The organism is Vibrio sp. SSH13-20 (genome assembly GCF_040104475.1).
Lineage (GTDB): Bacteria > Pseudomonadota > Gammaproteobacteria > Enterobacterales > Vibrionaceae > Vibrio > Vibrio harveyi.
The window spans coordinates 620,677-634,780 of record NZ_JBECOU010000004.1; the positions used below are offsets into that span (position 1 = coordinate 620,677).

The following is a 14,104-nucleotide window of genomic DNA, read 5'->3' on the forward strand; positions in this document are numbered from 1 at the left end:
ATCCTGCATCTTGAAGTCACTTGGGTATATAATTAATTAGGATTGTTGCGCATTTGCTCAAGCTAATGTTGAAAAGCGTGTGATTTACCATCAATGAAAGTGATGGAGTAAAAGTTATCTGTTTTCTTCTCTGTAGCATCTTAGTAAAATCTGCGGGCAACTTGGGAGTATTACATGAGTTATAAACACACCTATTTAGCTTGGCAGGCACACAACGTTAGTGCTGAAGAGAAGCTGGTTCTTCTAAAACTATCGGACATCGCAAGCGCAGATGGACAAGCATCGTTTGTCTTGCGTGATATTACACAAGAGTGTCTGTGCGAAGAGTTCAAGTTAAGTAGCATCTTGTTTGCTTTATCGCAAAAAGGTTTGCTCGCGATGGGGCGAACCACACGCGAAGGCAGTGTAGAGAGACATTCATGTCAGCTCACATTAGACTCCGATTCTCAATCTGCGCCTCAACCATCGGTACAACAAGCCGCGCCAATGACAGAGAAACCGTCGATCACGACGTTAGAAGGAGCTGGCTTGCCGCAATGGGCAAATAAAACATGTGATTTCTATAAGGTTCCGGCAAGCTATAGAGACGATGTTTGGCGTGAATTTATTCGCCAAAATGGTCGGGGCAATGTCAACATTTCAAGGTTGGAGCGCAATTTTGAAAACTGGCTTGAAGAAAGTAAACGGACTGGGCGTTTAGAAAAACTAACCAGTAACCACCAAGCCGAAGAACCAGCAGCGCCAAATAGTTATCGAAACGTTGAAAGTAGCAGTCGTCCGAATAGTGGTTATCTCAACTCCTACGATCTCGATGAAAACACAATTCCAAACTGGGCGGAAAGAGAGCTGCACCACTCTGCTTTAGATATGGATTTACGTGTATTCTGGAAAGAGTTCGTGTTGTACCAAAAAACGCAGGCAAACTTTATTGGTCCTGTTACCCAATTCGTCAACAAGCTAAGATATTCGATTAACTTGAAGAAGCAGTGGATGGAAAAAGATCGCCAAAAACAAGCGAGATATCAACAGCACAGCAGTGCTCGAGATAAACATGTCAGCCCTTCTGAAGAATTTAGACAATTTTTGAGAGAGCAAGGCAAGAAACCATCCTTCTAATTGACCCAAAGAGATAGAAGCTATGAGCTATTCTAAAAAACCAAAAAAAGTGGACTTTTCGTCATTCGAAAGTCGACTTCGTGAACTTGGTATTGAAGCTAACGTGGATCACTTGAACAAAGATAAAGTATCTACCAGTCAATCTCTTACTGTGAAAAATGAACCTAGCGTAAGCTGGGAGCAACCCATTGTCACTGAACCACAGCCGACGTTTTCTGAGCAAGCGCTTGTCGTTACTCAAGAAGCGAGCGATCGATGCAATGAGGTGTTTGGTACGCTCTTTAGTATCTATGAATCAACATGGGTGCAAAGCTACGGTAAACGTCCAACAGGTCGCTTTTTAGATTTCGCGGATTCGCTTACAGATAAAGAGTTAGTGCGAATTATCCAGCACTGTCGCGAGCGTCTGCAATCGGGGGACCGATGGCCGCCAATTATGGGTGAATTGGTGGTATTGAAAGATTTACCAACGGAATCTGAGTTGGAGGATGCGTTAAACCGAGTCGTGGCACGCACGCCAAATGACGATATTGAATTGTGGTTAATGCAAAGCAAGTTCTACGAGCTACGTCGACTGCCTGAGCATCTGATTTTAAAGAAATTCCGTGAATACTACCGTCAGGCGATGAAATTGCTTGAGAAAGGAAAGCTCACGACAGCACCTATTGCTTTACCGACTCACTCGGTGAAAAGCATGACGGATTTAAAGCGTGAAGAATACGAACATGAGCACGGTAATAAGCTGCATCCTCGTATTCAAGCTATCTTAGACGCAAAGAAAAATAACGATTAATTTGTTCCTGCTTTAAAAAACAAAAAGACAAGCTAAGCAAAATTAACTTGTCTTTTTGTTTATCTATCCTTGCTATTGCTCTGAAGGCTGCTCAGTTGCAAAGCCTCGCAAGATATTGGTCAATGTAATTGTCGCGAATACCACAATCACTAACGACAAGTGCCACGCTTGGCTCAAACCGAGCTGCACGAGCGCCATACTGACCAAGGATGACACCACCATTTGACCACCGCCCGACATGGCAGCCGCCGCTCCTGCTTGCTTCTTGTATGGCTGCATAACCATGGCTTGAGCACAAGGTAGAGCGATCGCATTGCCTAAGATCATCAGCAGTTGACCAAGCATCAAATATAGCGGTTCGACTGGGCAAAAGAACAGCCACACTGCGGAGCTTAGGTGCAGGATAGGCGTCGCCAGTAGCATCTTCTTCGTGCCGATGATTGGGCGCACACGGTTACAAATACTGGTGCCGCAAATCATGCCAAATGCAGGAATCAGTGCCCACATCGCGTATTGATCAGATGTCATGCCAATTTGGTTTTGCATGATAAAAGGCATTACCGAAACAGTGGTGATCATCAAGCTGAAGTTAAGCCAACCGATACTGGCAAAACTCATGAAGTAACGAGAAGTCAACAGATCACGATATTGCAGCAGCATTTTTTTCGGTGATGGCAGTGGGGAGGTTTGTGTGATGGTCTCTTTAAAGCGCACCAATATAACAATCCAAGCTAGTGAGACGTAACCGAGCAGTGAAATAAACACCATGGTCCAGCCGAAGTGGGCGTTAATGAAGCCACCAATAACGGGGGCAACTAATGGTGTGATAGACGCAGCCATTGCGATGTAGGAAAGGGCGACAGGCAGCTCTGGTCCACTAAAGCGGTCACGGGTGGATGCACGAGCTAATACGGCGCAACAACCTGTTCCTAGACCTTGCAGAAAACGCCCCATCACCATACCAGTGAAGGTATTGCTGAAGAAGATGATCATCAGCAGACCGAGCATAGCAATCAACAAGCCGGTCAGTAGGACTTTTTTACGACCTAGTGCATCAGATACTGGGCCGTAGATAAACTGAGAGGGACCGAATCCAAGTAAGTAAACACTTACCAATAGCTGAGCTTGGTCGAGGGAGATATCAAAGTCTTTCGCAATCCAAGGCAATGATGGAAACACCAAGCCCATGCTGAGTTGACCAACGCTGATGATCAAACAAGCTAGCAAGATGGTTTTAAATTCGAATGTTCGAGTCATGACTTTTCACCATCACCGCGGCGACGTAGGCTTCCTTCTTCATCGAACTGATTCAGCTTGGCTTTCACCCGTTTTACCGTCGATAGGCTCACATCACATTGCTCTGCGACACTTTGGAGCGTGTTTCCTTCCAACAATAGCGTCGCGATGTGTTGATGTTTTGCTTTATCTGCCGGACGGCCTCGGAATTTCTGCTTCCACATCTGTGGATTGTCTTTGAGCGCCTTGCGACCTTGTTCCGCGGCAAATAGACGGTGTTGAGTTTGGACTTGCCCATAGCCAGAAAGCAGTGAGATCAAGGTTTGTGTTTGTACCGAACCTGGTTCAAAGGTCAACGGCTCACAAACCGTTTTTAGGGTGACGCCTTGATCAAGTAGAGCTTGTATTGTGTTTAATGCTTGGTTGAAATCGCGCCCAAACGCGGTTAGCCACCAAAGTACGACAGTGTCACCGGATTGAACGGTGTTGATGAGTTGCTGAAAAGCGTGCCGTTCTGCTGGTGGTGTGCAGCCACGTACTTTGTCTTCAAAGTGAACGGCTTTAGGGGCAAAAGTTCGCAGAGTGTTAAGCTGTTCGGGGTAAGCTCGATTCTTTGGTGAGTGGCGCGTATAGAGAAAGGTGTTCATGATCGCGAATTGCCTCGTCTGAATGGCTCATATACTGTAATGGTCCATAAATATACACTGGTTCATTTGTTCTCACAACACCAAATGACCCATATATAAGGTAATGATTTTTTATCTCTATGATACATAAATGAAAACTAGCCGAAGAAATTGGCTAGTTTTCTGGGAAATGAATGAGTTTGGCGGGTTTATCGCAATAAGAAGTAAGGCGTATTAACGTAAGCATGTCCCGCTGATATCGCATAAGGCAGTACGACTTTGCCGACGGAGACTGCGGTGTTAACCAGTGGTTGAACGTTGATATTGGCATTCATCAAAGTAGGACGAACGTTGGGTGCCAAGCGATAGTGACCGGGCGTTGAAACGCACCCAGGAAGTGTCGATGTAAACAGTAGTGCGATGATGATTGATTTGATGGCTTTCATAGTGGTGACTCTCAAAATGGTATCTTGGCTCTGGTTTTGTTTGTTGGGATGAGCCTTGGTTGAGAGGAAGATTGCCTGAGTCGAGCGAACGGCACCATCAATGCTCAACAAGTCATAGCGCACAAGACTAAAAGTAACACTAGACGTTACTAAGTATTAGTTTTTGCGAGGAGAGTCACTATAAAAGCCCCCTAAATGGGACTTTTCGGACTGTGGAAGTGAACTGTGAACGGTAAAAAAAGCCAGAATGAAACCGCCCATTCTGGCTTGGAGCCAAACGAAGGTGCTCAAAACACAATCTGGAGGCAGATTGCTTACATGGAACGTACGGTCAGTGGACGACGGCGACCAATCTTAGTTAGGGCGAGTTGCCATAGGCTCAAATCTCGTGAGCGAAAGGCGCCAGCACAGCTGAGTAAGTAGTATTTCCACATGCGGTAGAAATCTTCACTGTAATCGCCTTTGATTTGATTCCACGATTGTTGGAAGTTGGAGAACCAGCACATCAGGGTTTTGTCGTAGTCTTCACCGAAATTGTGCACATCTTCGATGTTGAATCGATCTTCCATCGCCTCTGCGAGGTTCTTCATCGATGGAATGACACCATTTGGAAAGATGTATTTCGAGATCCACGGGTCCGATGCGGTAGTGCTGTGGTGTGAACCAATGGTGTGTAGCAAGAACACGCCATCATCTTTCATGAAGCGCTCTGCGCACTCGAAGTATTCCGCGTAGTTCTTCGGTCCCACGTGTTCAATCATACCGATAGAAACGATGCGATCGTATTGTACGGTGGGCTTGAACTCGCGGTAGTCCTTCAAAATGAAGTTCGTGACTACGCCGTTTTCTATTGCCAGTTTGCTGCCGAGCTTCTTCTGTTCTTTGGATAGAGTCAGACCATCACAAATTACGCCATACTTCTTCGCTGCGTAAATCATAAAGCTTCCCCAACCACAGCCAATATCGAGAATACGCATCCCCGGTTGCAGATCGAGCTTGCGACAAATCAAATCCATCTTGTGCTCTTGCGCCTCATCCAGTGTCGAAGCTCGATTCCAGTATCCGCAGGTGTAAGTCATGCGTGAATCGAGCATCTTTTGGTAAAGCTTATTGCCGATGTCATAATGGTGCGGTACATCGAATTTACAGCGCTCAATGCTCTGCGGGTTAACCCAGCTCTTCAATTTTAGTTTCGCAGCGGAAGAGGCAAACTTGAGTTTTTCAGCCAGTCCCAGTTTGCCTTCAATGTCGTTTAAAAGTACGCGTTCAAAGAACTGATCCAAGCGACTGCAATCCCACATCTTGGACATGTACGCTTCCCCTAAACCCAAGGAGCCTGACTGCATCACAAGCTCATACACTTTTGGGTTAAATACTTGGATATCCCACGGATTCGAGCCGTTAATGGTAATACCTGCCGGGGCTAACGCCTCTCTAAACATTTCTTCTAGTTTGTTCATATTATGCCTATTTCACGTGCATGTTCGCTACGTATTCATCTTCTGCCCAATACATACGTTCGGCGACTTTGGCTTCTGGATTTAGGCTAACGCCATCTAAGACACGCTCTCTAAAACGCAAGTAGCCGCCTTTATCGATCAGATGTCCCATGTGAAGGTAAATCGGCTTACCGCCCAACATCTCTTTTTCAAATTCGAACAGATTGTCGATGACAGGGTGTAGGACGTCTTCCGTTACCCAATTGAGGAACATCTTGCCAACGCGAGGGGTCTTCTTCGAAGTTCGACCGCCCAGTTTGACCATATAGAATTGTTTTGGATCTCGACGCCAAGCCAGTGTCGGACAAGCAAGCACACATTCGCCGCAGCCAATGCATTTGCTTTCTTCCTTCACCGCTTTACCGTCTTTGAGTGACAAGCAATCTACTGCGTGGTGCGCACAAGCTTTGACGCAAGCACCACAACCAATACAGCGATGACTTTCGAAATTAATCTTGGCGATACCTAAGATGCCGAAATCTGCCATATTGGCTTTGGCACAATCGTTCGGACAGCCTGCCATGACCATTTTTAAATGGTATTTACTTGGGTAAACGTGACGCTCCATTCGCTGTGCCAAGCCAGTGGTATCGGTATTGGCTTTCTGGCAGATTCGACTGCCCTGACACGCGACGATATTACGCCCACCAATCGACTGATAACCTGCTTGTGTGTCTTCGACATCAATGCCGCACGTATCGACAGTGATGTCTTTGATGAAGGGCTCCAGCGCTTTGTTGACCTCTGGAATATCTTTATAGCGAATACCGGGCATCGCCAGTTTTTGTCGCGTGGTGAGGTGAATAACACCATTGCCCCACTTTTCGGCGATCTCTTGTGCAGCGCCGAGCAGGTAAGCAGGCATAATGCCACCCGGAATGCGCACGCTGATCATGCACTCGCCACGTACTTTCGATAGGCGGTAATCGCCATTGGCGCGCATTTTGATGATATCTACGTCCATCGTCATTGTGATTCCCTCCTAATCGATCATGGTTCTGGCGTGGTCATAACGGAAAACCGGACCATCCAAGCACACGTACTTGTCGCCAATTCGGCAGTGGCCGCATTTACCAACTGAGCAAGCCATTCTGCGTTCGTAGTCGACCCAAATTTGGTCCTCTTGAATGCCTCTGGATAAGAAGTCCTGCACGACGAACTTAATCATGATCGGTGGACCTACTACGATGACGCGGATGTTTTCCTTGTCAGAGAGATCAAGTTTGCTGATGTGTTCGGTAACTAAGCCGCTTTCATAGAAGTGTTCGTCGCCACCGTCATCCAAGGTGGTGATGACGTGATTGGAGTAAGACCAATTCAGCAAGTCGTTCTTGTACAACACGGCATCTTGGTTTTTGAATCCGAGGATCAAAGACATCTTCTTCACATCACTTGGGTTGTTGTGAAAGTAGTTAATCAGCCCTTTAACCGGAGCAACGCCAGTGCCGCCCGCGACCACAATGAGGTGTTTATCTTGGTACTCTTCCATCGGGTAGCCATTGCCCATTGCGCCGCGCATCATCACGCGGTCACTGGCGTTTAATTGAAACAGCTCGCTGGTTACCTTGCCGACATTACGTATCAGCAAGTCGACGTAACCTAAGCCGTAGTCGGAGACGGAAATAGGTGCTTCGCCCACAAGGGATAAACCTACTTCGACAAATTGTCCGTAGTGCACCGGAAAGTCACACGCAACGCGAAAGTTCCATTCCAGTTCTGTGTGCTTTTCGATATGAATAATCGGGTAGCTTTTCGGCAGCATTTTGTTTTCACAATCGCACATTAGAGCGCCTCCTCTACAATCGATGTCATCTTGTTGATGATGTTGCTAAATGAGATGTAGTGAGGGCATCGGTCGTCGCAGCGCCCGCATCCGACACACATATGGTGTTCGCCTTGGCGAGACTTAAAGTCGTTGACCTTGTGTAAGGCGCGATAACGTAAGCGCTCTCCAGTTTTATGACGGAAGCTGTGACCGCCTGCCATATCCGAGAAACCATCAATCATGCAACTGGCGTGTTGGCGGCGACGTTCACCCACTTTGGCTTCTTGGTTATAAACCACATCAAACACGTTGAAGCAGGCGCAAGTCGGGCATGAGGAAGTGCAGCGACCGCAACCAATGCAGCGTGAATCGTATTCTGACCACACTGGATGACCGAGTAACACTTCGCGTACTTTAGCCGGATCATCGCAAACCGAATCTGGCGTACGCACTTTGACAGGATTGGACTTGACGAAGCTGACATTGTGCTCAACGTCTTTGCCTTGTGAAAAATACGGTGTCAGTTCTGGATCTTTAATAGTGACAATTGCGCCATGCTCACTAAATTGAACTGAAGCCGCAAAGTTGTCAGTTTTATTGGTGCCCATAGAGACACAAAAGCAGTTTTCGAAACTTTCGCTGCATTCAATCAGTACGAGTTTGAGTTTTTGGCGCAGACGTTTGTAGTAGAAGTCTTCGTGACCGCCGTTTTCTAAAAACATGTAATCAAGGCTTTTGAGCGCATTGATGTCACAAGCTCTGAGAAACAGAAACACAGGACGCGCATCGACGCTGGATTCTCGCAACTCGTCGGCGTTAAACCAAAACAGGGTTTCGGTAATTGGGAAGACGATTTCTTTGGGTGAGAAATGGCTTTTCTCTTTCCACTCCAGTTGATCGTAACGTTCGAGTTCTTGGTAATCCAAATTTGGGGTATGGGCAAAACGACCTGCGTATTCTTCATAGACGGGCGCCATCACCTTATAGCTCTGACGTAACGCCTCGATCGCCGAACCCATTTGCTGAGTAGTTAAAAACTTAGGCATTGTTCTATCTCGTTATTTTCAAAAACTAATGAATCGTGCGTTCTAAACAGGGCTCGGCGGTGGACTCAAACCATTCCAGTGACTGTGAAAGGGAAACCACGTCTCCCACCACTATGATTGCTGGCAGTGGTGGTTTTTGCGCTTTGCAGGTTTCATACAGTCCAGCTAAGGTAGTGACGATCTTGTTTTGATTTTCTCGTGTCCCATTGCTGACGATAGCGCAAGGTGTATCTGGCGCGAGACCGTGAGCAATCAGGTTGTCTGCGATCGCTTCTGCTTTGTGTAGCCCCATGTAGAAAATTAGGGTGTGGTCGATGGCGGCAAGTGCGCTCCAATTTGGTTCGCTAGCATCATTACAGTTTCGACCCGTTACCAAGGTGACACCCCTCGAAACTTGTCTATGAGTGACCGGTATCCCCGCATAAGCACAGCACCCGAGCGCTGCAGTTACACCCGGCACAACTTCATAGTTGATACCTTGTTGAGCTAAATAGGTCGCTTCCTCACCGCCTCGACCAAATACAAACGGGTCGCCCGCTTTTAAGCGACATACCGTCAGACCTGTGATTGCGTAGCCCTTCATCATTTGGTTGATTTCTGCCTGAGTTTGCGAACACTTACCGTAGTGTTTGCCTACGCAGATTTTTAGGGTTTTTCGTGGAATTACATCCAAGACTTCTTCCGAAACCAGATGGTCATAAAGCACAACATCAACGCGATTGAGCAGACGAAATGCTTTAATGGTGAGCAGTGATGCATCGCCTGTGCCCGCCCCAACCAAATAAACCTGACCATAAGATGGATTGGATGCCTTCATTAAAAAATACCCCAAATCAATACAACGAATAGGATGGCGGCAATGAGCCAATAAAACACTTGATGAACGTTGTCGCTAATCCAACCTAGCTCCTCTAACATCTCGTTAGTCAGGTCTAAATTTATTTGCTCTATGTAATCGTCCAGTTCTTTCATTTTCAATTGGCTTCATGCAATCCCCTGATGCATTTAAGGTTATTGGTGAGAGCCGTTAAGTTAAATCAAAGAAAAATAAACACCTGTTCAGAACTGATTAACGAGAGGTGTTTGGGGGCAGAACTTGAGTCGGTTAAAAGACGGGAAAGAGGAAAGGGGAGTGTCAGTTTTTTTGATTTAACTGACTGTAATAAAAATAAAAAAGCCAGAGCGATGTTTGCTCTGGCTTTGTCGTTTTTGGAAAAGAAAAGCGTTATGCTGCTTTTAGGTGGCAGACGCGATTCTTGCCCAATCTTTTTGCTTGATAAAGTGCTTTGTCAGCTTGCTCCACCACGTGATGGTAACTGGTTTCTAATGGTGTAAATCCAACACTTGCCGTAAATCGCACATCGCCATAACCCAAAGTGAGATGGCTTCTTTGCAGCACCGTTAGGAAGTTATCCAGTTGGTGTTTGGCATCGAATTCGTCATTGGCTTGGAACACGATTGCAAACTCTTCACCACCATAGCGCGCTAAACAAATCCCTTTTGGTTTAGGGAAACAGTCGCGCATCACTTCAGCTGTTTTTTGGATGACCAAATCGCCCACTGGATGACCGAATTTATCGTTGATGTATTTGAAGTTATCAATATCGACCATCGCTATAAAACGGTTCTCTGAATGAAGCTCTCTCGACACTTTTGCAGCTAAACACGCTTTATTTTCGAGTTGCGTCATTGGATCTTGATGGCGTAAACGGTCATGCAATTTGAGGTTTGCCAACGCTACTTGGGCGTAGTTCTGAATCAAACTGAGCACGCATTTGTAGGTTGGGAATCGGCAACTGACGTAAGTCACCCCAAGCAGTTCTCGTCCATCAAACAACGGAATGCAGTAGTGGTTACTGTTGATCTTGAGCTTTTTCGTCAACTCGTCGCCGTACTTCTTGTTGCGGTAAGTCAACGCACTATGAGAAAAACGCGCCGCGAGTTCGGCATCGTTTAAGACGAGCTTTTTGTTACCGTGATAATCGAGGGTGTAAAAGCTGTAATTCAAGCTGTCGTATAAACAGAACTGTATGCCTCGGTGATAGCAGAAACGATCCAAAACATGCTTGAGTTGGGTTTTGAACTCATCAACGCTCTCAGTGCCATTTAGGCGTGCGAGTGACAAATGCAGTTGGTAAGTGAGGTAATTGATACCAATCGCTAGAGCTAATAAAGAAGCAATGACACCTGCAGTAAGAGTAAATGGATAACTGTTGTTGAGGATGTCGGCGCGGTCTGTGCCCGCCACAAACACCCAGTTTAATCCGTTGTCTGCGTCGAAGACCGAAATCTTAAAGTTATCTTGGTAATAGTATTCATGTTTACCAAACAACAATCCTGCGGCTACTTTCTCGCTAATGCCACCGTGATAACTGACAGAGTTATCGCCAATTCGGCTTGGATCAGGATGGAACACCAAGCGTTCGGTGTCTCTGTCTACGACAAACACATAGCCTTTGTTCAAAGTTTTAAGACCGCGTAGCTGCTGAGTCGTATGGAGGAGATCGAACTCTAACCAAAGTTGGTGTTTGAGGTCTGGGTTGTCATGTTTGATGGCAAATACCCAGCGTTGTTGCGGGTTTTGGTATAGCGAAGAGATGGAAAATTTATCACTGACGGTATTCAGCTTATGCCATAAGATCTTGCTGATATCCGCTTGTTTTACCTGACCAGAAAGGCCATAGGCAATGTTGCTATCTGTCGTGGTGTAGAGAATGTTGGAGTACTGTGGTGAGTAATCGATGATGCCTTGGCTTAGCTCATGAAAGTCAGGATCATTAAGGTCTTGCTTGCTCGTCTTTAGTGCGGTTTCTAGTAGATAGAATTTGCTGAAAGCCGCTTCGATTTGGGAGTGGATTAGCCGCTCGGCGGTGATGATATTGGTTTGAGATTGCCGATAAACCATCGACTCAGAATCAACTAACTGAGCATAAGCCAGATAGACCATAAATCCTGCGAGAAGTAGCAGGTAAGGCCGCAGAATACGGATTAAGAATTTAGGTAAAGCCATGGTGCCAAATTACGTTGTAGATATTATAAATGTGATTTGGCTAACGATATTAGATTAGTTTCATTATTGCATCAATGCGTATGGTGTGTTCTTTGACCTGATTGATGGATGTTTGCTCGAAACGTCCATAAAACAAACCCAGCATGCAGCTGGGTTTGTAAGAACTTGTAGTAATGAATGGCGAATCCGTTAGGCTTCTTGCTTTGGGCTATAGTGCAAAATTGCCATCGAAGTTGGAGACAACAGGACTTCTCCTTCCGCATGTCCTGGGTTTAGGTTACGTACGTTGGTATCGCACACCGTCACCCATTCTTGACCACGCTCACTTGGCAGCTTGAAGCGCGCTGGTGCATTGGTTTGGTTGATCAAGTAAACCAACTCTTGCCCTTCTTTACCAATGCCTAAATGCAGCGCGACTGAGCTTAAACGGTTCCAATCGTCATGTTCCATCAAGCTGCCATCAATACGACGCCAGAAGATGCGGTTGTTATTACGATTTTCACCACTAAAAGCACGAATGAATGGCACCATGTATTGATTACGGTTTGCCACCATTTGTGAAATCCATGCTTTGAAATCTTGCTTGCGCTCAGATGTCGCCCAGTTCAACCAGCTAGTTTCGTTATCCTGACAGTAGGCGTTGTTGTTGCCACCTTGCGTATGGGATAGCACATCTGCAGTCAGGATATGAGGAATACCGAACGCGAACAGCAAGCTAGCAATCAGGTTGCGTTTTTGCTTTTCGCGTGTGGCGATGATCATTAGGTTTTCGGTTTCACCTTCAGCGCCATAGTTTTCCGAGCGGTTATCACCATGACCGTCACGGTTCTCTTCGCCGTTGGCTTCGTTATGTTTTTGCTTGTAAGACACGAGATCTTGCAAGGTAAAACCGTCGTGATATGTGATGTAGTTGACTGTGAGTTTGTAAGGCCAGTTCGCTGCGCTGTAGATATCACGAGAGCCCATCAAGCGCGTCGCAAACTCTTTTAGGTAACCTTGATCGCCGCGCCAGAAGCTGCGGGAGATGTCTCGTAGTTTGTCGTTACACTCGTTCCAACCAAATGGGAAGTTACCCACTTGGTAGCCATTAGGACCGATGTCCCAAGGTTCTGCAATCAGCTTTGTCTCGCGAAGAACTGGGTCTTGCGCGACCGCTTTAAAGAATGCCGCTTCAGGGTTGTAATCGTCCCCTTGGCGACCGAGTGTTGCAGCCAAGTCAAAACGGAAACCATCAACTTTAAATTCGCTCACCCAGTAACGTAGCGTATCCATAACGAGGTTAAGTGCTGGCTGATAAGTCAGGTCCACCGTGTTGCCACAACCAGTGAAGTTCGCATAGTGAGGACCATGCTTGATGTAACAGCGAGGATCGAGTGCTTTTAGGTTGAAGATAGTCGGACCTTCACCGCCTTCCGCCGTGTGGTTGTACACGACATCAAGAATCACTTCGATGCCGTGCTTGTGCAGCTCTCGAATGGTAGTTTTGAGTTCTGTGACGGCATCTTTTTCGGCATAACGAGGATCTGGCACCATGAAAAGGTAAGGGTTGTAACCCCAATAGTTCACCTTATCCATCTTAAGCAAATGCGGCTCGTGCATACACGCAGCAACAGGTAGCAATTGCAACGTATTGATGTTTTGTTGTTTGTAAAACGCCAACATCTCAGGTGACGATAAACCTAGGTAACGTCCTCTGTCATCACTTGGGACCTCTGGGTGTTGTTGAGTTAACCCTTTTACGTGGGTTTCAAATAACACCATCTCTTCTCTTGGTATGCGAGGGTGATCGGTGTCTTGCCAATCGAAGTGATCCTCGATAACGACACATTTAGGCATATCAAAGCTTTTTGCAGGAGAGAAAGGAGGTTGGTAGTGGAGGGCTTTATCAATCGACTTTGCGTAAGGATCAGAAATCAGCAAAGGTTGGTCTTGATGCGTCACCACAAAGCCATACTTCTGCCCAGATTTAATGTCTGGAATAAAAGTATGACGAATACCTGCATATTCATTTGGTAAGTCGTGCAGTGCATAGCTGCCGTCTTCTGCAAAGAGCGCAAGTTGAATGTCTTTACTGCTTGGCGCATGAATAGCGAAGTTACAACCTTCTTTATTTAGGGTTGCACCAAGTGGGTAGGGGCGAGAGTGAAGTCGTGTCATCAGAGATACTTTTTTTAATATTTATTGCTACCTTTAAGAAACTATAAGTAAAAAACTTTGTCTTACTTAGGTCAACCACCTTAGAACGAAAATTATCACTGTAATTAAATTACTTTCTACGTCCTATTTTTGACGAAAATATGAAATGGCTATCACTTTGTAGCCACTATAAACCGAAGAAACTTACTAATTCCTCCCTAGATTGGTGATCTGACTCGAAAAAACACCATTCGGTAATTTTTCTCATCCTTTCTCATCCCCCCTAAATTAGTTTGGGGTGGAGGACGTCATCCTTGTACGCCTTGGGTAATCTTAAGACTGTTGAAACAAACGGGGACTTGTTCCCATCTTACCTCTCTTTCTTTAGGTGCATTTTTACTGCCTATATTCACCTAAAAGAGTGAGCAGGG

Annotated in this window: 13 protein-coding genes; 2 read left to right on the forward strand and 11 right to left on the reverse strand. The window is 46.0% G+C overall.

The window, feature by feature from the left end; all coding sequences use genetic code 11:
• Positions 1-174 precede the first annotated feature (174 nt).
• Together ABMY42_RS14875 and ABMY42_RS14880 are read left to right on the forward strand one after the other, a co-directional pair.
• Positions 175-1,116, forward strand: a complete 942-nt coding sequence (locus tag ABMY42_RS14875; protein WP_349266489.1) for a hypothetical protein — start codon at positions 175-177, stop codon at positions 1,114-1,116.
• A 22-nt stretch (positions 1,117-1,138) separates the two neighbouring features.
• Positions 1,139-1,909 carry a hypothetical protein gene (locus ABMY42_RS14880; protein WP_005449606.1) on the forward strand — a complete coding sequence of 257 codons (771 nt, stop codon included), beginning with the start codon at positions 1,139-1,141 and terminating at the stop codon, positions 1,907-1,909.
• A gap of 72 nt (positions 1,910-1,981) precedes the next feature.
• On the opposite strand, the gene ABMY42_RS14885 is transcribed toward ABMY42_RS14880, so the two are convergent.
• The 11 genes from ABMY42_RS14885 to glgX all read right to left on the reverse strand — a co-directional run bounded on the left by ABMY42_RS14885 (position 1,982) and on the right by glgX (position 13,694).
• Positions 1,982-3,166, reverse strand: coding sequence for a multidrug effflux MFS transporter (locus tag ABMY42_RS14885; RefSeq protein ID WP_009695901.1), 1,185 nt, complete (start codon positions 3,164-3,166; stop codon positions 1,982-1,984).
• Positions 3,163-3,792, reverse strand: a complete 630-nt coding sequence (locus ABMY42_RS14890) for a recombinase family protein (protein WP_005449602.1) — start codon at positions 3,790-3,792, stop codon at positions 3,163-3,165. The genes ABMY42_RS14885 and ABMY42_RS14890 overlap by 4 nt, the downstream gene beginning before the upstream one ends.
• Before the next feature lie 188 nt (positions 3,793-3,980).
• Positions 3,981-4,217, reverse strand: coding sequence for a hypothetical protein (locus tag ABMY42_RS14895; RefSeq protein ID WP_009702792.1), 237 nt, complete (start codon positions 4,215-4,217; stop codon positions 3,981-3,983).
• 314 nt (positions 4,218-4,531) lie between these two features.
• Complete coding sequence (gene cfa, locus ABMY42_RS14900; protein ID WP_349266490.1) at positions 4,532-5,677, reverse strand: cyclopropane fatty acyl phospholipid synthase; 1,146 nt, start codon at positions 5,675-5,677, stop codon at positions 4,532-4,534.
• Positions 5,678-5,684: 7 nt separating this feature from the next.
• Entirely contained in the window at positions 5,685-6,686 is a 1,002-nt protein-coding gene (gene asrC / locus ABMY42_RS14905) for a sulfite reductase subunit C (RefSeq protein ID WP_349266491.1), read from the reverse strand.
• A 12-nt stretch (positions 6,687-6,698) separates the two neighbouring features.
• Positions 6,699-7,499, reverse strand: a complete 801-nt coding sequence (gene asrB / locus ABMY42_RS14910) for an anaerobic sulfite reductase subunit AsrB (RefSeq protein ID WP_202984191.1) — start codon at positions 7,497-7,499, stop codon at positions 6,699-6,701.
• On the reverse strand, positions 7,499-8,527 hold the full coding sequence (gene asrA / locus ABMY42_RS14915; protein WP_009695890.1) for an anaerobic sulfite reductase subunit AsrA: 1,029 nt from the start codon (positions 8,525-8,527) through the stop codon (positions 7,499-7,501). The genes asrB and asrA overlap by 1 nt, the downstream gene beginning before the upstream one ends.
• A gap of 25 nt (positions 8,528-8,552) precedes the next feature.
• A complete protein-coding gene (cobA, locus tag ABMY42_RS14920; RefSeq protein ID WP_005449578.1) occupies positions 8,553-9,344 on the reverse strand; it encodes a uroporphyrinogen-III C-methyltransferase in 792 nt (263 codons plus the stop codon).
• Positions 9,344-9,499: a hypothetical protein gene (locus tag ABMY42_RS14925; RefSeq protein WP_009695888.1), complete on the reverse strand. Its 156-nt coding sequence runs from the start codon at positions 9,497-9,499 to the stop codon at positions 9,344-9,346. Before ABMY42_RS14925 ends, cobA begins: the two co-directional genes overlap by 1 nt.
• Before the next feature lie 253 nt (positions 9,500-9,752).
• Entirely contained in the window at positions 9,753-11,474 is a 1,722-nt protein-coding gene (locus tag ABMY42_RS14930) for a diguanylate cyclase (RefSeq protein WP_349266507.1), read from the reverse strand.
• Between the two features lie 252 nt (positions 11,475-11,726).
• Positions 11,727-13,694, reverse strand: coding sequence for a glycogen debranching protein GlgX (gene glgX / locus ABMY42_RS14935; protein ID WP_349266492.1), 1,968 nt, complete (start codon positions 13,692-13,694; stop codon positions 11,727-11,729).
• Positions 13,695-14,104 lie beyond the last annotated feature (410 nt).